13 protein-coding genes are annotated in these 16,324 nt (G+C 69.9%); 11 read left to right on the forward strand and 2 right to left on the reverse strand.

Features of this window, described 5'->3' with window-relative positions; translation table 11 throughout:
* The first annotated feature begins 10 nt into the window (after positions 1–10).
* Together GTW43_RS08070 and clpX are read left to right on the forward strand one after the other, a co-directional pair.
* Entirely contained in the window at positions 11–670 is a 660-nt protein-coding gene (locus GTW43_RS08070) for an ATP-dependent Clp protease proteolytic subunit (RefSeq protein WP_202501198.1), read from the forward strand.
* Positions 671–835: 165 nt separating this feature from the next.
* The gene (clpX, locus tag GTW43_RS08075) at positions 836–2,122 is read left to right on the forward strand and encodes an ATP-dependent Clp protease ATP-binding subunit ClpX (protein WP_161300949.1); all 1,287 of its coding nucleotides are present in this window, start codon (positions 836–838) and stop codon (positions 2,120–2,122) included.
* A gap of 89 nt (positions 2,123–2,211) precedes the next feature.
* On the opposite strand, the gene GTW43_RS08080 is transcribed toward clpX, so the two are convergent.
* Positions 2,212–3,186: a hypothetical protein gene (locus tag GTW43_RS08080; RefSeq protein ID WP_161300950.1), complete on the reverse strand. Its 975-nt coding sequence runs from the start codon at positions 3,184–3,186 to the stop codon at positions 2,212–2,214.
* A 115-nt stretch (positions 3,187–3,301) separates the two neighbouring features.
* Here GTW43_RS08080 and GTW43_RS08085 point away from each other — a divergent pair, with 115 nt between their 5' ends.
* Positions 3,302–5,926: a valine--tRNA ligase gene (locus tag GTW43_RS08085; protein ID WP_161300951.1), complete on the forward strand. Its 2,625-nt coding sequence runs from the start codon at positions 3,302–3,304 to the stop codon at positions 5,924–5,926.
* A gap of 115 nt (positions 5,927–6,041) precedes the next feature.
* Here GTW43_RS08085 and GTW43_RS08090 read toward each other — a convergent pair whose 3' ends face one another.
* The gene (locus GTW43_RS08090) at positions 6,042–6,611 is read right to left on the reverse strand and encodes a hypothetical protein (RefSeq protein ID WP_161300952.1); all 570 of its coding nucleotides are present in this window, start codon (positions 6,609–6,611) and stop codon (positions 6,042–6,044) included.
* A 184-nt stretch (positions 6,612–6,795) separates the two neighbouring features.
* Between GTW43_RS08090 and GTW43_RS08095 the strand changes: the two genes are divergently transcribed.
* The 8 genes from GTW43_RS08095 (at position 6,796) to rodA (ending at position 16,061) form a co-directional block, all read left to right on the forward strand.
* Positions 6,796–8,286 (forward strand): folylpolyglutamate synthase/dihydrofolate synthase family protein, encoded by a 1,491-nt coding sequence (locus GTW43_RS08095; protein WP_161300960.1) that lies wholly within the window; start codon positions 6,796–6,798, stop codon positions 8,284–8,286.
* 6 nt (positions 8,287–8,292) lie between these two features.
* Complete coding sequence (locus GTW43_RS08100) at positions 8,293–8,640, forward strand: DUF4233 domain-containing protein (RefSeq protein ID WP_161300953.1); 348 nt, start codon at positions 8,293–8,295, stop codon at positions 8,638–8,640.
* A 263-nt stretch (positions 8,641–8,903) separates the two neighbouring features.
* Complete coding sequence (ndk, locus tag GTW43_RS08105; protein WP_161300954.1) at positions 8,904–9,317, forward strand: nucleoside-diphosphate kinase; 414 nt, start codon at positions 8,904–8,906, stop codon at positions 9,315–9,317.
* A gap of 347 nt (positions 9,318–9,664) precedes the next feature.
* The gene (locus tag GTW43_RS08110) at positions 9,665–10,684 is read left to right on the forward strand and encodes a rod shape-determining protein (protein WP_059131610.1); all 1,020 of its coding nucleotides are present in this window, start codon (positions 9,665–9,667) and stop codon (positions 10,682–10,684) included.
* A gap of 245 nt (positions 10,685–10,929) precedes the next feature.
* Positions 10,930–11,985, forward strand: a complete 1,056-nt coding sequence (gene mreC, locus GTW43_RS08115) for a rod shape-determining protein MreC (RefSeq protein ID WP_161300955.1) — start codon at positions 10,930–10,932, stop codon at positions 11,983–11,985.
* Between the two features lie 18 nt (positions 11,986–12,003).
* Positions 12,004–12,678 carry a rod shape-determining protein MreD gene (gene mreD / locus GTW43_RS08120; RefSeq protein WP_161300956.1) on the forward strand — a complete coding sequence of 225 codons (675 nt, stop codon included), beginning with the start codon at positions 12,004–12,006 and terminating at the stop codon, positions 12,676–12,678.
* Positions 12,675–14,855, forward strand: coding sequence for a penicillin-binding protein 2 (gene mrdA / locus GTW43_RS08125; protein WP_161300957.1), 2,181 nt, complete (start codon positions 12,675–12,677; stop codon positions 14,853–14,855). The genes mreD and mrdA overlap by 4 nt, the downstream gene beginning before the upstream one ends.
* Positions 14,856–14,861: 6 nt before the next feature.
* Complete coding sequence (gene rodA, locus GTW43_RS08130; RefSeq protein ID WP_161300958.1) at positions 14,862–16,061, forward strand: rod shape-determining protein RodA; 1,200 nt, start codon at positions 14,862–14,864, stop codon at positions 16,059–16,061.
* Positions 16,062–16,324 lie beyond the last annotated feature (263 nt).

Raw genomic sequence — 16,324 nt, forward strand, 5'->3', positions numbered from 1 at the left:
TACCGCCATCATGAACAACATCCCCGGCAGCGGCCTCTACACGGGCCCGCAGGTCGACAACCGGTACGTGATCCCGCGCTTCGTCGAGCGCACCTCGCAGGGCGTGCGCGAGTACGACCCGTACGCGAAGCTCTTCGAGGAGCGCGTGATCTTCCTCGGCGTGCAGATCGACGACGCGTCGGCCAACGACGTCATGGCGCAGCTGCTGTGCCTGGAGTCGATGGACCCCGACCGTGACATCTCCATCTACATCAACAGCCCCGGCGGCTCGTTCACGGCCCTCACGGCCATCTACGACACGATGCAGTTCGTGAAGCCGGACATCCAGACGGTCTGCATGGGCCAGGCGTCCTCCGCGGCCGCCGTGCTCCTCGCCGCCGGCACCCCGGGCAAGCGCATGGCCCTGCCGAACGCGCGCGTCCTGATCCACCAGCCCTCCGGCGGCACCGGCCGCGAGCAGCTCTCCGACCTGGAGATCGCGGCCAACGAGATCCTCCGCATGCGCACGCAGCTGGAGGAGATGCTGGCCAAGCACTCGACGACGCCGATCGAGAAGATCCGCGACGACATCGAGCGCGACAAGATCCTGACCGCCGAGGACGCCCTCGCGTACGGCCTGGTCGACCAGATCATCTCGACGCGCAAGATGAACAACGAGGCGGTCGCGTAACAGCACGCTGTATCGTCTGCCGTTCCCCGGCACGGTTCACGTCGTTCACGTCGAAGTGAACCGTGCCAAGGGGGGCCCGAACGGGGGGCCCGGCAAGGTACCGTCGGATACAGGCACCAGGAGCCGCTTTGTGCGAGCGTCTCCCAGGCGAAGGGGAAGCACCTCGTGGCACGCATCGGTGACGGCGGCGATCTGCTCAAGTGCTCGTTCTGCGGAAAGAGCCAGAAGCAGGTCAAGAAGCTCATCGCAGGCCCCGGTGTGTACATCTGCGACGAGTGCATCGACCTCTGCAACGAGATCATCGAGGAAGAGCTCGCGGAGACGAGCGAGGTGCGCTGGGAGGAACTGCCCAAGCCTCGCGAGATCTACGAGTTCCTCGAGAGCTACGTCGTCGGCCAGGAAGCCGCCAAGAAGGCGCTCTCCGTGGCCGTGTACAACCACTACAAGCGCGTCCAGGCCGGGGAGAACGGCGGAGCGCAGGGCCGTGACGACGCGATCGAACTCGCGAAGTCCAACATCCTGCTGCTCGGCCCGACCGGCTCGGGCAAGACACTCCTCGCCCAGACACTGGCGCGCATGCTGAACGTCCCGTTCGCCATCGCCGACGCCACCGCGCTCACCGAGGCGGGCTATGTCGGCGAGGACGTCGAGAACATCCTGCTGAAGCTGATCCAGGCCGCGGACTACGACGTCAAGAAGGCCGAGACCGGGATCATCTACATCGACGAGATCGACAAGGTCGCCCGCAAGAGCGAGAACCCGTCGATCACGCGTGACGTGTCGGGCGAGGGCGTCCAGCAGGCCCTCCTGAAGATCCTCGAGGGCACGACGGCCTCCGTCCCCCCGCAGGGCGGCCGCAAGCACCCGCACCAGGAGTTCATCCAGATCGACACGACGAACGTGCTGTTCATCGTGGGCGGCGCGTTCGCCGGTCTGGAGAAGATCATCGAGTCGCGGGCCGGCGCCAAGGGCATCGGCTTCGGCGCGACGATCCACTCCAAGCGCGAGCTGGAGGAGAAGGACCAGTTCCAGGAGGTCATGCCGGAGGACCTGGTGAAGTTCGGGATGATCCCCGAGTTCATCGGCCGCCTCCCCGTGATCACCTCGGTCCACAACCTCGACCGCGAGGCCCTGCTCCAGATCCTCGTCGAGCCGCGGAACGCCCTGGTGAAGCAGTACCAGCGCCTCTTCGAACTCGACGGCGTGGAGCTGGACTTCGAGCGCGAGGCCCTGGAGGCCATCGCCGACCAGGCCATCCTGCGCCGCACCGGCGCACGCGGCCTGCGCGCGATCATGGAGGAGGTCCTCCAGTCGGTGATGTACGAGGTCCCGTCCCGCAAGGACGTCGCCCGCGTCGTCATCACGGCAGAGGCCGTCCACTCGAACGTGAACCCGACCCTGATCCCCAGGGACGCGCGCGGCACGGGCAGCGGCGAGCAGAAGTCGGCGTAGCCGCACCCGCCACACGGCAACGAGAGGGGCCCCGGTCGGACATCCGACCGGGGCCCCTCTCCGTACTCCGTGGCGGGCGACGCGGAGCGTCACGCCTTGACGCGGACCTCCGAGCGGAGCTTCGCGGTGAGGTCCGAGGCGGCCTTCAGGTCGGGCTCCTTCGCTGCCATCACGTCCGCGATGGTGACGGGGATGACCATGGCGACCGTGCTGTGGTCGCCCCAGATGCAGACCGGCATGCGCATCGTCTTGGGGCCGGTGCTGGTCGAGCTGGAGCTGTTCGTGCTCTCCAGCTTGACCTCCTGGCACTTCAGGACGTAGTCGTCCGTGCTGAAGTCCGTCGGGCTGCCGACGAGCTCGCCCTTCGTCTTGTCGGCACCGGTTCCATCGTCCTTGGAGGCCGACTCCGTGGCCTTGGCGAACATGCCGGTGACCAGGGCGTCCGGGTCGTCGATCTCGCCGTACGCACCCTGGAACTGGAGCGCCTTGCCGGCCAGCGGGTTGGACGTGTCCTTGACCTCGTAGGAGCCGTTGACCGGAGTGCCGTTCTTCAGGCCGTCCTTCTCGGCATCCTTCATGTCCTGGTCGTCGAAGCCGCCACCGGAGCTGTCGCTCTTCTTGTACTCACCCAGCACCGTCGGCGGGGCCGTCAGCTTGTGGGCTCCGTCGTCCGCCACCGAGGCGCTGCTCCCGCCGAACAGGAAGTACGCGCCGACACCGAGCGCGGCGACGACCGCGACGGCGCCGATGATCAGGCCGGTCTTCTTGCCGCCGCCCGACGCGGGCGGGGCCGGCGGGTACTGGCCGCCGTACGGGGCCTGCTGCTGGCCGTAGGGGCCGGGCTGCTGCGGCTGGCTGTAGCCGCCCTGCTGGGGCGGGACCCCCTGCGGCGCCTGCTGCGGGTAGCCGTAGCCGGGCTGCGGCGCCTGCTGCGGGTAGCCGTAACCGGGCTGCGGCGCCTGGGGCTGCTGGCCGTACGGTCCCGGCTGCTGCGGCTGCTGGCCGTAGGGCCCGGGCTGCTGGGGCTGCTGGCCTCCGTACGGGCCCGGCTGGTTGTAGCTCATTACTGGGGTTCCCTCCCGCTGTTTATGTGCTTCCGACATCCTGACGTACGCGCGTGCGGATCGGTCACCCGGAATCGGTTTCAGTACAGCCTTGTGACCCCTCTAAACTGGCTCCGTGACCGAGAACTCTCAGCAGCAGACGCCAGCGCCCACCTCCGAACTGCCGACTCAGTACGCGCCGGCCGAGGTAGAGGGGGCGCTGTACGAGCGCTGGGTGGAGCGCGGGTACTTCGAGGCCGACGCGAAGAGCGAGAAGCCGGCCTACACGATCGTCATCCCGCCGCCGAACGTCACCGGGTCCCTCCACCTGGGCCACGCCTTCGAGCACACGCTGATCGACGCCCTCACCCGCCGCAAGCGCATGCAGGGCTTCGAGACGCTGTGGCAGCCGGGCATGGACCACGCCGGCATCGCCACGCAGAACGTCGTCGAGCGTGAGCTCGCCAAGGAGGGCAAGTCCCGTCACGACCTGGGCCGGACCGCCTTCGTCGAGCGCGTCTGGGAGTGGAAGGCCGAGTCCGGCGGGCAGATCGCCGGGCAGATGCGGCGCCTCGGTGAGGGCCTGGCCTGGAGTCGGGACCGCTTCACCATGGACGAGGGGCTGTCCCGCGCCGTCCAGACCGTCTTCAAGAAGATGTTCGACGACGAGCTGATCTACCGCGCCGAGCGCATCATCAACTGGTGCCCGCGCTGTCTGACCGCCATCTCGGACATCGAGGTCGACTACCAGGACGACGACGGCGAGCTCGTCTCCATGCAGTACGGCGAGGGCGAGGAGACCATCGTCGTCGCCACCACGCGCGCGGAGACGATGCTCGGCGACACGGCCGTCGCCGTCCACCCGGACGACGAGCGGTACGCGCACCTGATCGGCAAGCGCATCAAGCTGCCGTTGACCGACCGGACCATCCCGGTCGTCGCCGACACGCACGTCGACCCGGAGTTCGGCACCGGCGCCGTCAAGGTGACGCCGGCGCACGACCCCAACGACTTCGCGATCGGCCAGCGCCACGACCTCGAGTCCATCGAGGTCCTCGACGAGCGCGGCGTCATCACCGTCCACGGCCCCTTCGAGGGCCTGGACCGCTTCGAGGCCCGCTCCGCGATCGTCGCCGCCCTGCGCGCCGAGGGCCGGATCGTCGCGGAGAAGCGGCCCTACGTCCACTCGGTCGGCCACTGCTCGCGCTGCAAGACGACGCTGGAGCCGCGCCTGTCGCTGCAGTGGTGGGTCAAGGTCGAGACGCTCGCGAAGGCCGCGGGCGACGCGGTCCGCGACGGGCGGGTCGACATCCACCCGGCCGACATGTCGCAGCGGTACTTCGACTGGGTCGACAACCTCAACGACTGGTGCATCTCGCGCCAGTTGTGGTGGGGTCACCGCATCCCGGTCTGGCACGGTCCGAACGGCGAGCTGGTCTGCGTCGGCCCCGACGAGGAGCCGCCGACGGGCGAGGGCTGGGAGCAGGACACGGACGTCCTCGACACCTGGTTCTCCTCCGGCCTGTGGCCGTTCTCCACGCTGGGCTGGCCCGAGCAGACCCCGGACCTCGAGAAGTTCTACCCGAACTCGGTCCTGGTCACGGGGTACGACCTGATGTTCTTCTGGGTCGCGCGGATGATGATGTTCGGTCTCTACGCGATGGACGGCCAGCCGCCGTTCCGCACGATCGCGTTCCACGGCATGGTCCGTGACGAGAACGGCAAGAAGATGTCGAAGTCCTTCGGCAACGTCGTGAACCCGCTGGACTGGATGGACAAGTACGGCTCCGACGCCCTGCGCTTCACCCTGGCCAGGGGCGCCAACCCGGGCATCGACGTCCCGATCGGCGAGGACTGGGTCCAGGCCTCCCGCAACTTCGCGAACAAGATCTGGAACGCCACCCGCTTCGCGCTGATGAACGGCGCGACGGTCGAGGGCCCGCTGCCGGAGCCCGCGCAGATGTCGGCGACGGACCGCTGGATCCTGTCCCGGCTGAACAAGACGGTGGCCGAGGTCGACGCGTTCTACGACGACTACCAGTTCGCGAAGCTCTCCGACGCGCTCTACCACTTCGCGTGGGACGAGGTCTTCGACTGGTACGTCGAGCTGTCGAAGACGACGTTCATGGCGGGCGGAGAGCCGGCGAAGGTCTCGGGCCGGGTCCTCGGCGAGGTCCTGGACGTGACGCTGCGGCTCCTGCACCCGATCGTCCCGTTCGTCACGGAGACCCTGTGGACGACGCTGACCGGCGGCGAGACGGTCGTCCTCGCGGACTGGCCGGCCGACTCGGGCTTCCGCGACGAGGCCGCCGAGCGGGAGATCGAGACGGTCAAGGACGTCGTCGTCGAGGTCCGCCGCTTCAAGGCCGAGCAGGGCCTCAAGGCGGGCCAGAAGGTCCCGGCCCGCCTGGCCCTCGACGGCAGCCCGCTCGCCCCGCACGAGGCGGCCGTCCGCCAGCTCCTGAAGCTCCAGCCGGAGGGCGACGCGTTCGCCGCGAGCGCCACGCTGCCGGTGGCCGGGATCGAGATCGCCCTCGACCTGTCGGGCGCGATCGACGTGGCGGCCGAGCGCAAGCGGCTGGCCAAGGACCTCGCGGCCGCCGAGAAGGACAAGGCGCAGGCCGAGGGCAAGCTGGGCAACGAGGCGTTCCTCGCCAAGGCGCCCGACCAGGTCGTCGACAAGATCAAGGGACGGCTCGCCAAGGCGGGCGAGGACATCGCCCGCATCCAGGCGCAGCTGGACCGGCTGCCGCAGGCGTGACGCAGTGGTGAGGCCCCCGGAACCGCACGGTTCCGGGGGCCTTCGCCGTCTTTCGGGCCCTAAGTCTTTCGGGCCCTCAGTCCCTCGGGCCCCAGGAGAAGGCGGCGCGCAGCGCTCACACGGTGCGGAGCCCGAGGCGGACCAGTTCGGCCTCGGCGAGGGCGTCCAGGGTGGCCGGGTCGCCCTCGCGCCAGCCCTCGGCGAGGCTCCCCGGCGTCGAGTCGGGCAGCGCGCCCGCGGTGCGGCCCACGTCGTCGAGAGGGCGCAGCAGGGTGCGCAGGGCGAGGAGTTCGCGGCCGTCCTCGGTGGTGGCGAGATCCCGTGCGGCGGCCGCCTGCCGCACCCAGCGCAGCCGCCGCGGCAGCCACACGGCCAGCAGCAGCCCCACCGGCACTGCGAACAGGGCGAGGGCGGCGAACAGCGCCAGGGTGCGGGCCGGTGCGGGCCCCGCCGGTGCCGCGTCCGCGATCCGGCCGCTCGCCAGGGCGACGTCGTGCAGGGTGCCGTTCATGCGGGGGCCGAGCAGCGGCAGCCGGCCGCCCGGGTGCGGGGCGGGACGGTCGCCCGCGGTGTTCAGCCGGTGCGTGACGACGGCGGCCACGGCCCACCCGCCGGTCCACAGCAGCACCGCGCCGTCACCGAGGATCTGCCGTGTGCGACGGCCGGGTTGATGTGCGTACCACATGGTCCGATTGGAACCCCGGGCCGCGGGGCCCGGGGCTCACCGCGCCGGGCGGGCCGGACGGTTTACGGCGGATGGACCTGTGCCCGGGGTGCGGGGGGCGGCGCTGTCGGCGGGGCTCCGTAGACTGGCGGGTGTGAGTGACCTCCCCCCGCGCGACAGCAGCGACGACCACGAGCCCGACGGCGTGCCGGGCGCTCCCGACGCCTTCGACGACATCGTCGGCGAAGAGACCACCCGCGACCCCGACCTCGCGGTGATCGAGGCGGGCAGCCGCACCCTGCGCACCCAGGGCGGCCCCCCGCAGGGCGACGGGATCCCGGCCCGGCCCGAGGACCCCGAGGTGGAGAAGGCGCTGCGCGCGGTCGAGGCCGACCTGGCGACGCGCTGGGGCGAGACGAAGCTGGAACCGTCCGTCAGCCGCATCGAGGCCCTGATGGACGTGCTGGGCGACCCGCAGCGCGCGTACCCCTCGATCCACATCACGGGGACGAACGGGAAGACGTCGACGGCCCGGATGATCGAGGCCCTGCTCGGCGCCTTCGAGCTGCGCACGGGGCGGTACACGTCGCCGCACGTGCAGTCGGTCACCGAGCGCATCAGCCTGGACGGCGCCCCGATCGCCCACGAGCGCTTCATCGAGACGTACGAGGACATCAAGCCGTACGTCGAGCTCGTCGACGCACAGCAGGAGTACCGGCTGTCGTTCTTCGAGGTGCTGACCGGCATGGCCTACGCGGCCTTCGCGGACGCCCCGGTGGACGTCGCGGTCGTCGAGGTCGGCATGGGCGGCAGCTGGGACGCGACGAACGTGATCGACGGCTCGGTCGCCGTCATCACCCCCATCGACCTGGACCACACGGACCGGCTCGGCTCCACGCCGGGCGAGATCGCCGTCGAGAAGTCCGGGATCATCAAGCAGGGCGCCACCGTGATCATGGCCCAGCAGCCGGTGGACGCGGCGCAGGTCATCCTCAAGAAGGCCGTCGAGACGGACGCGACCGTGGCCCGCGAGGGCCTCGAGTTCGGCGTCGTCTCCCGGCAGGTCGCCGTCGGCGGCCAGCTCGTGACGCTGCGCGGGCTCGGCGGCGAGTACGAGGAGGTCTTCCTCCCGCTGCACGGCGCCCACCAGGCGCACAACGCGGCGGTGGCGCTGTCCGCCGTCGAGGCGTTCTTCGGGATCGGTTCCGAGCACGCGCGGCCGCTGGACATCGACACGATCCGTACGGCGTTCGCCGCGGTGAGCTCGCCGGGCCGTCTGGAGGTGGTGCGCCGCTCGCCGACCGTCGTGCTCGACGCCGCGCACAATCCGGCGGGGGCGCGAGTCACCGCCGAGGCGATCGGCGAGGTCTTCGACTTCAGCCGGCTGATCGGTGTCGTCGGCGCGAGCGCCGACAAGAACGTCCGCGGGCTGCTCGAGGCGTTCGAGCCGATCTTCGCGGAGATCGTCGTCACGCAGAACTCGAGCCATCGTGCGATGGACGCCGACGAACTGGCGGGCATCGCGGTGGAGGTGTTCGGCGAGGACCGCGTCCAGGTCGAGCCGCGGCTCGACGACGCGCTGGAGGCCGCGATCACGCTCGCCGAGGAAGAGGGCGAGTACGCGGGCGGGGGAGTGCTCGTCACCGGGTCCGTGATCACGGTCGGCGAGGCCAGGCTGTTGCTCGGGAAGGGCTGATCCGCTGTGCGTACGTTGTGTTCCTCGACCCTGATCGGTGAGTTCTTCATCATCGGGTTCGCCGGGCTGGTGGCCATGAAGGACCCCGACCTGTCGTCCGGCCTGGTGTGGACGGTGTGCGGGGTCGCGATGGTGCTCAGTGTGCTGTTGTGCGGGATGGTGACGCGGCCCGGGGGTGTGCAGCTCGGGTGGGCGCTGCAGATCGCGCTGATCGTGAGCGGGTTCTTCGTGCCGCTCATGTTCTTCCTGGGGCTGTGCTTCGCGGGGCTGTGGTGGGCGTCGATCCACTTCGGGCGGAAGATCGACGAGGCGAAGCTCCGCTGGGCCGAGCAGGGGTCGTCCGGGGCCGCCTGATCCGGGTCTCGTCGCCCGGTGCGGGCCGGTGGGGGCCGGTCGCGCAGCTCCCCGCGCCCCTGATGAGGCTGCGCCTCATCGGGGAAATGCGACCCGAAGGGTCTGCATTTCAGGGGCGCGGGGAACTGCGCGAGAAGCCCCACCGGCCGTACTCGGCGACGAGACCGCCGGAGCTACGGCGAGGGGCCGGGCCCAGGGCGCCCCGTGGCCCCCGTAAACTCGGCCGCACCGCACACCCGAGGCCTTACAAGGAGTCCAGCCGCATGACCCAGCGCACGCTCGTCCTGCTCAAGCCCGACGCCGTCCGCCGCGGCCTGATCGGCGAGATCATCGGCCGTATCGAGCGCAAGGCCGGGTGGACGATCAGCGCCCTGGAGCTGCGTTCCCTGAGCCAGGAGACGCTGGAGCAGCACTACGGCGAGCACCAGGGCAAGCCGTTCTACGAGCCGCTCGTCGCGTTCATGTCGTCCGGCCCCGTCGTGGCGCTGGTCGTCGAGGGCGAGCGCGTCATCGAGGGCGTGCGCCAGCTGGCCGGCCCGACGGACCCGATCGCGGCCGCCCCGGGCTCGATCCGCGGCGACTTCGGCGTCATCGTCCGGGAGAACCTGATCCACGCCTCCGACTCCGAGGAGTCCGCCGAGCGCGAGCTGAAGATCTTCTTCCCGGGGCTCGTCTGATCCGGACGGCAGCCCGTCTCAGCCGCTGAGACGGGCCCGCGCCATTTTCTGACGCCGAGTCAGTCACGGACTGCGACCGACCGGCCTCTGCGCCCGGAGCGGCCCGAGAAATTGGGCCGCTCTTTGGCATATGCGCCCCGATCGGGGGAACGCGACACCCCGTCGGCACGTCCCCAATAGCGAGGCGGGGATTCATCTGCTGACAATGGCGAAGACCCTCGCGCCGCGCTCGTGCAGGCGAGACTACGATGGAGCCTCCACGCGCGCACCGCGACCAACCTCGCCTACCTGACAAGCAATCACACGCTCCACTTGGGAAGGCCAGACGAATCCTGATGGGGAACTCAATGTCGTTCATCGGCCGTGACATGGCTGTCGACCTCGGGACCGCCAACACGCTGGTGTACGTCAGGGGCCGCGGGATCGTACTCAACGAGCCGTCCGTGGTCGCGATCAACACCAACACCGGTGGCATTCTCGCGGTCGGCGCCGAAGCCAAGAAAATGATCGGACGCACGCCGGGCAACATCGTGGCGGTGCGCCCTCTCAAGGACGGCGTGATCGCCGACTTCGAGATCACCGAGCGCATGCTCCGCTACTTCATCCTGAAGATCCACAAGCGGCGCTACCTGGCCCGGCCCCGAGTCGTCGTCTGCGTCCCGTCCGGCATCACCGGCGTCGAGCGCCGCGCGGTCATCGAGGCCTCCTCGCAGGCCGGTGCCCGCCAGGTGCACATCATCGAGGAGCCCATGGCCGCGGCCATCGGCTCCGGCCTCCCGGTCCACGAGGCCACGGGCAACATGGTGGTGGACATCGGCGGCGGCACCACGGAGGTCGCGGTCATCTCGCTCGGCGGCATCGTGACGGCACAGTCGATCCGCGTCGCGGGCGACGAGCTGGACAACGCGATCATCCAGCACATCAAGAAGGAGTACTCGCTCCTCCTCGGTGAGCGGACCGCCGAGCAGATCAAGATCACGATCGGCTCCGCGTACGACCTGGACTCCGACGAGCACACCGAGATCCGCGGCCGTGACCTCGTGTCCGGTCTGCCGAAGACCGTCGTCATCTCGGCCGCCGAGGTGCGCAAGGCGATCGAGGAGCCGGTCAACGCGATCGTCGACGCGGTCAAGACCACGCTCGACAAGTGCCCGCCGGAGCTGTCCGGCGACGTGATGGACCGCGGCATCGTCCTGACCGGCGGCGGCGCCCTGCTGCGCGGCCTGGACGAGCGGCTGCGCAGAGAGACCGGAATGCCGATCCACATCGCCGAGGACCCGCTGGACTCGGTGGCGCTCGGCTCCGGAAAGTGCGTCGAGGAGTTCGAGGCGCTCCAGCAGGTGCTGGACGCCCAGCCGCGCCGATGAGCGCAGCGCGCACCTGAAAGGGTGGGTCCGCCGTACGAGTGCCTGCCACTTCGTGCGGCGGATCGCTGATATATAGGCAAGACGTGACAAGTCGCCCAAGGCGCGACAAAGACATCGAGAATTTCCCGGACAACTACAGACATCCGTCGGCATCCCGAGATATACCGAGATGCTCAGGCACATCACCAGACATCCTGAGACACCCGTTTTCTGATTTCTGATTGAGGAAGGCACGGCCGCCGCACGTGAGGGACACACGAGAGAGCCGGCTGCTCCTGGTGCTGCTGATCGCCATCGCGTTCGCACTGATCACGGTGGACATCCGGGGCGGGGAGGACTCACCGGTCCACGGTGCCCGCCAGGCCGCCGCCAAGGTCTTCGGACCGGTGGAGAACGGCGTCTCCGGAGCGGTCGATCCGATCGGCAACGCCATAAGCGCGGTACGCGATTCCGGAGCCCGGCACGACCGGATCAGCCGGCTCGAGCGGGAGAACGCCGCGCTGAAGGCCAAGCTCGGCAGCGACGACCGCAACCGCAGCAAGATCCGCCAGCTCGACACGATGCTGAAGACGGCCGGTGCCGGCCAGTACGGCATCAAGGGCGCCCAGGTCATCGCCATAGGGTCCGCGCAGGGCTTCTCCTGGACCGTGACCATCGACGCCGGCGCCGACGACGGCATCAAGCGCGACATGACGGTGCTCAACGGCGACGGGCTCGTCGGCCGCGTCACCACCGTCGGCCCCGGCACCGCGACGGTCCTGCTCGCCAACGACCCGGACTTCACCGTCGGCACCCGGATGGAGAAGAGCGACGAGCTCGGCTTCGCCTCCGGCCAGGGCGACCGGGCGCTGCGCGTCCAGCTGCTCAACGGCAAGGCCAAGGTCAAGAAGGGCGAACGGCTCGTCACCTTCGGCTCGCAGGCCGACAAGCCCTTCGTGCCCGGCGTCCCGGTCGGCAAGGTCATCCGCGTCGATCCGTCCGGCGGCGACCTGACCCGTACCGTCTACGTCCAGCCGTACGTCGCCTTCACCAAGCTCGACATCGTCGGCATCGTCGTCCAGGCCCCGCGCACCGACCCGCGCGACGCGGTGCTCCCGGCCAAGCCCAAGCCCGCGCCCACCGTCACGGTCACCGCCACCCCGTCCGCTCCCGCGGACGGAGACGCCGCGGGGAACGGAGACGCCGCCGCAGACGGGGACGCCGCCGCGAACGGGAACGGGGAGGCGCCCGCGAACGGCGAGGCGCCCGCCGACGGCGAGGCCCAGGCGGGCGACGCCGCCAACAATGCCAACGACCAGTAGCAGGGGGACCCGAGAAACATGCGCCTCAACCGGATCCTCCTGTCCACCGCACTCGTCATCGTCGCCCTGGTCGTCCAGGTCTGCGTGCTCGCCCGCCTCCAGCTGCCCGGCGCCGTCCCCGACCTGCTGCTCCTGACCGTCCTCGGTCTCGCGCTCGTCTACGGACACGTCGGCGGCGCCCTCGTCGGCTTCGGCGCGGGCCTGCTCGCCGACCTCGCCCCGCCCGCCGACCACGCGGCCGGCCGCTACGCCCTCGTGCTCTGCGTCATCGGCTACCTCGCCGGGCTCGCCAAGCCCGACAGCGGCCGGCTGCGCACCGCCTCCGGGCCCATGCTCGTCGTGGTCGCCGCCGCGGTCGGCACGACACTCCTGTACGCGGGCGTCGGCGCTCTCGTCGGCGACACCGCGGCCCGCCACGTCGGCCTCGGCAGCCTGCTGTTCACCGCCGCGCTCTACGACCTGCTGCTCGCGCCGTTCGTCGTGCCCGGCGTCATGGCACTCGCGAGACGCACCGAGAACGATCCGCTGGCCGACACCGCGGGCGGCGGCTCCAAGGCCACCGACGTCTCCGCAGGCTGGCTGTCCTCCGGCACCGGGCTGCGCATCGGCAACCAGCGCGGGGGACTGCGGATGAAGGCCGTCAAGGCACGCTCGGCACGCGCAGGACGCATCAAGGGGGTCAAGCGACTGTGACCAACATTCCGGAGACCGGACGGACGCCCCGCGTCCAGATCCGCCTCGTCGTTCTGCAGATCCTCGTCCTCTCCCTCCTGCTCACGCTCGGCGGCCGCCTCTGGTACCTCCAGGTGCGCAACGGCGACGAGTACGCCAAGGAGGCCTCGGGCAACCACGTCCAGCAGGTCGTCACGCCCGCCGTGCGCGGCTCCATCCTCGACGCGCGCGGCATCCCCATCGCGGACAACGAGACCCGCCTCGTGGTCTCCGCCTCCCGCACCGAGCTGATGAAGATGGAGGACGACGGCAAGGGCGTCCTCACCAAGCTCGCCGGCGTCCTCGGCATGAAGCCCCAGGAGGTCATGGAGAAGGTCCGGCTGTGCGACGCGAAGACGCCGCAGCCCTGCTGGAACGGCTCGCCGTACCAGCCCATCCCCATCACCGACGAGGCCACCCCGAAGCAGGCCCTGCAGATCCGCGAACGCGGCGAGGACTTCCCCGGCATCACCGCCGAACCCACCGCCGTGCGCCGCTACGCGGGCCCCGGCGGCTCCAACACCGCACAGGTCCTCGGCTACCTCTCCCCGGTCACCGACGCCGAGATCGAGAAGGCCAAGGACACCTCGTCCCCGTACCTGCGCTCCGACCAGGTCGGCCGCTCCGGCCTCGAGCGCACCTACGACAAGGACCTGCGCGGCAAGGCAGGCGTCACCCGCTACGAGGTCGACAACCTCGGCCGCGTCATCGGCCGTGCCAAGAGCGACAAGGCCGAGCCGGGCGCCAACGTGGTCACGTCCATCGACGCCCGCGTCCAGTCCGTCGCCGAGTACGAGCTCAACGAGGCGATGGAGGCCGCCCGCCACGAGTTCGACAAGAACACCGGCGAGAACTACAAGGCGGACTCCGGCGCCGTCGTCGTGATGGAGGCCAAGACCGGCCGCGTCGTCGCGATGGCCTCCAACCCGGCCTACGACCCGAACGCCTGGGTCGGCGGCATCTCCGGCAAGGACTACGCCAAGCTCACCGGCAAGAAGTCCAACTACCCGCTGCTCAACCGCGCCACCCAGGGCCAGGCAGCCCCCGGCTCGATCTTCAAGGTCGTCTCGACGACGGCCGCGGTCAACGCGGGCTACCCGTTCGACGGCAAGTACCCCTGCACCAGCTCGTACTCCATCGGCAGCCAGGTCTTCAAGAACTTCGAGTCGGAGAACTACGGGCCGATCAGCCTCGGCCGCGCCCTCGAGGTCTCCTGCGACACCGTCTTCTACGGACTCGCCCACAACGAGTGGAAGAAGGACGGCGGCACCAAGCCCAAGAAGAACGCCCACGACTGGTTCTTCAAGACGGCCAAGCAGTTCGGCCTCAGCAAGAAGACCGGCATCGACCTGCCCAGCGAGGTCAGCGGCCGCATCCCGGACCGTAAGTGGAAGCAGGACTTCTGGAAGGCCAACAAGGACTCCTGGTGCAAGGCCGGCAAGAAGGACGGCGACTACATCCAGCGGCTCTCCTACGAGAACTGCCTGGAGGGCAACCAGATGCGCGCCGGTGACACGGTCAACTACTCCATCGGCCAGGGCGACACCCTCGTGACGCCCATCCAGATGGCGTCCATCTACGCCGCGATCTCCAACGGCGGCACCCTGCACCAGCCCGAGATCGCCAAGGCCGTCGTCAGCGCCGACGGCAAGCACGTCAGCGAGATCGCGCCGAAGGTCAACAGCAAGCTCCCGATGAACGCGAAGACCCGCGACCAGATAGACGAGGCACTGGCGGGAGTGGCGACCCGCGGTACGGCGGCCTGGCGCTTCGGCGGCTGGCCCCAGGACAAGATCCCGATGCACGCCAAGACCGGTACGGCGGAGGTCTACGGCAAGCAGACGACCTCGTGGTTCGCGACCTACACCAAGGACTACTCGATCGTCATGACGATCTCCCAGGGTGGTACGGGTTCCGGCGCCTCCGGCCCCGCCGTGCGCAAGATCTACGACGCCCTCTACGGCATCGACGAGAACGGCAAGCAGAACAAGAAGAAGGCCCTGCTGCCCCAGCCCGAGAAGAACCTGCCGAAGATCGCGCCCGACGGGTCCATCGACGCCCCGAAGATCGAGCCGTACGCACCGCAGAAGGACGAGCCGCCGGCCCAGCAGGAACTCGCCGGGGCGCTGCCCGCCTCCGCGTACGGCAGGAGGGACTGAGCACCCATGGCCGGCTCCAACGGCTTCTCCGTCTCCGGGTACGGGCCCCAGCGCTCCACCATGTCGCGGCTCATGGCCCGCGACTCGGTGATGCGCCGGCTCGACTGGCCCATCCTCCTGTCGGCCGTCGCGCTGTCGCTGATCGGCGCGGCGCTCGTCTACTCCGCGACCCGCAACCGCACCGAGCTCAACCAGGGCGACCCGTACTACTTCCTGTTCCGGCACCTGCTCAACACCGGCATCGGGATCGCGCTCATGGCCGGCACGATCTGGCTCGGCCACCGCACCCTGCGCACCGCCGTGCCGATCCTCTACGGCATCTCGGTCTTCCTGGTGCTGCTCGTGCTGACGCCGCTCGGCGCGACCGTCAACGGTGCGCACGCCTGGATCATCATCGGCGGCGGCTTCTCGCTGCAGCCCTCCGAGTTCGTGAAGATCACGATCATCCTCGGGATGTCGATGCTGCTCGCCGCGCGGGTCGACACCGGTGACCGGGAGCACCCCGACCACCGCACCGTCCTCCAGGCCCTCGGGCTCGCCGCCGTCCCCATGATGGTCGTCATGCTGATGCCGGACCTCGGGTCCGTCATGGTCATGGTGATGATCGTGCTCGGCGTGCTGCTCTCCTCCGGCGCGTCCAACCGCTGGGTGCTCGGGCTGATCGGCGTCGGCGCGGCGGGCGCGGTCGCGATCTGGAAGCTCGGTGTCCTCGACGACTACCAGATCGCGCGGTTCGCGGCGTTCGCCAACCCGGCGCTCGACCCGGCCGGCGTCGGCTACAACACCAACCAGGCGCGCATCGCCATCGGCTCGGGCGGGCTGACCGGGTCCGGGCTCTTCCACGGCTCGCAGACCACCGGGCAGTTCGTGCCCGAGCAGCAGACGGACTTCGTGTTCACCGTGGCGGGGGAGGAGCTCGGCTTCGCCGGGGCCGGGCTGATCCTGCTGCTGCTCGGAGTGGTGCTGTGGCGGGCCTGCCGGATCGCCCGCGAGACCACCGAGCTGTACGGGACGATCGTCGCCGCCGGGATCATCGCGTGGTTCGCCTTTCAGGCGTTCGAGAACATCGGCATGACCCTCGGCATCATGCCGGTCGCGGGACTGCCGCTGCCGTTCGTCTCGTACGGAGGGTCGTCGATGTTCGCCGTGTGGGTGGCGGTGGGGCTGTTGCAGTCGATCCGGGTGCAGAGACCGATGTCGGCGTAGCGCCTCCGGCGGGGGCGGGACGGGGTTGGGCGGGACGGGGTGGCGCAGGCCGCCGCGACACCGCCCGAGCCCATCGGCCTCCGGCCCCGGGTGAACGCTCGTGTCGGCCCTGTCGTTGCCGTGGGCGGGTGGTCTGTCCGGGCTCTGCGCGTCGTGGCCGGAGCCTGATCCCACCCACCCGCCCCCTCCGGGGCGTTCGGCCCGGCGTCGGGCGCAGTCCGCCGTCCCGGGCCGCGACGGCCCGCCGTCGGGGACCGGTGTCG

The sequence above is a fragment of the Streptomyces sp. SID5785 genome (genome assembly GCF_009870065.1).
GTDB lineage: Bacteria > Actinomycetota > Actinomycetes > Streptomycetales > Streptomycetaceae > Streptomyces.

Coding starts and splice junctions, on each gene's coding strand:
- GTW43_RS08090 (WP_161300952.1), bottom strand. CDS start 6,611: ATGTGGTACGCACATCAACCCGGCCGTCGCACACGGCAGATCCTCGGT.
- GTW43_RS08070 (WP_202501198.1), top strand. CDS start 11: ATGAACAACATCCCCGGCAGCGGCCTCTACACGGGCCCGCAGGTCGAC.
- mreD (WP_161300956.1), top strand. CDS start 12,004: ATGCGCCTCAACCGGATCCTCCTGTCCACCGCACTCGTCATCGTCGCC.
- GTW43_RS08110 (WP_059131610.1), top strand. CDS start 9,665: ATGTCGTTCATCGGCCGTGACATGGCTGTCGACCTCGGGACCGCCAAC.
- GTW43_RS08080 (WP_161300950.1), bottom strand. CDS start 3,186: ATGAGCTACAACCAGCCGGGCCCGTACGGAGGCCAGCAGCCCCAGCAG.
- ndk (WP_161300954.1), top strand. CDS start 8,904: ATGACCCAGCGCACGCTCGTCCTGCTCAAGCCCGACGCCGTCCGCCGC.
- rodA (WP_161300958.1), top strand. CDS start 14,862: ATGGCCGGCTCCAACGGCTTCTCCGTCTCCGGGTACGGGCCCCAGCGC.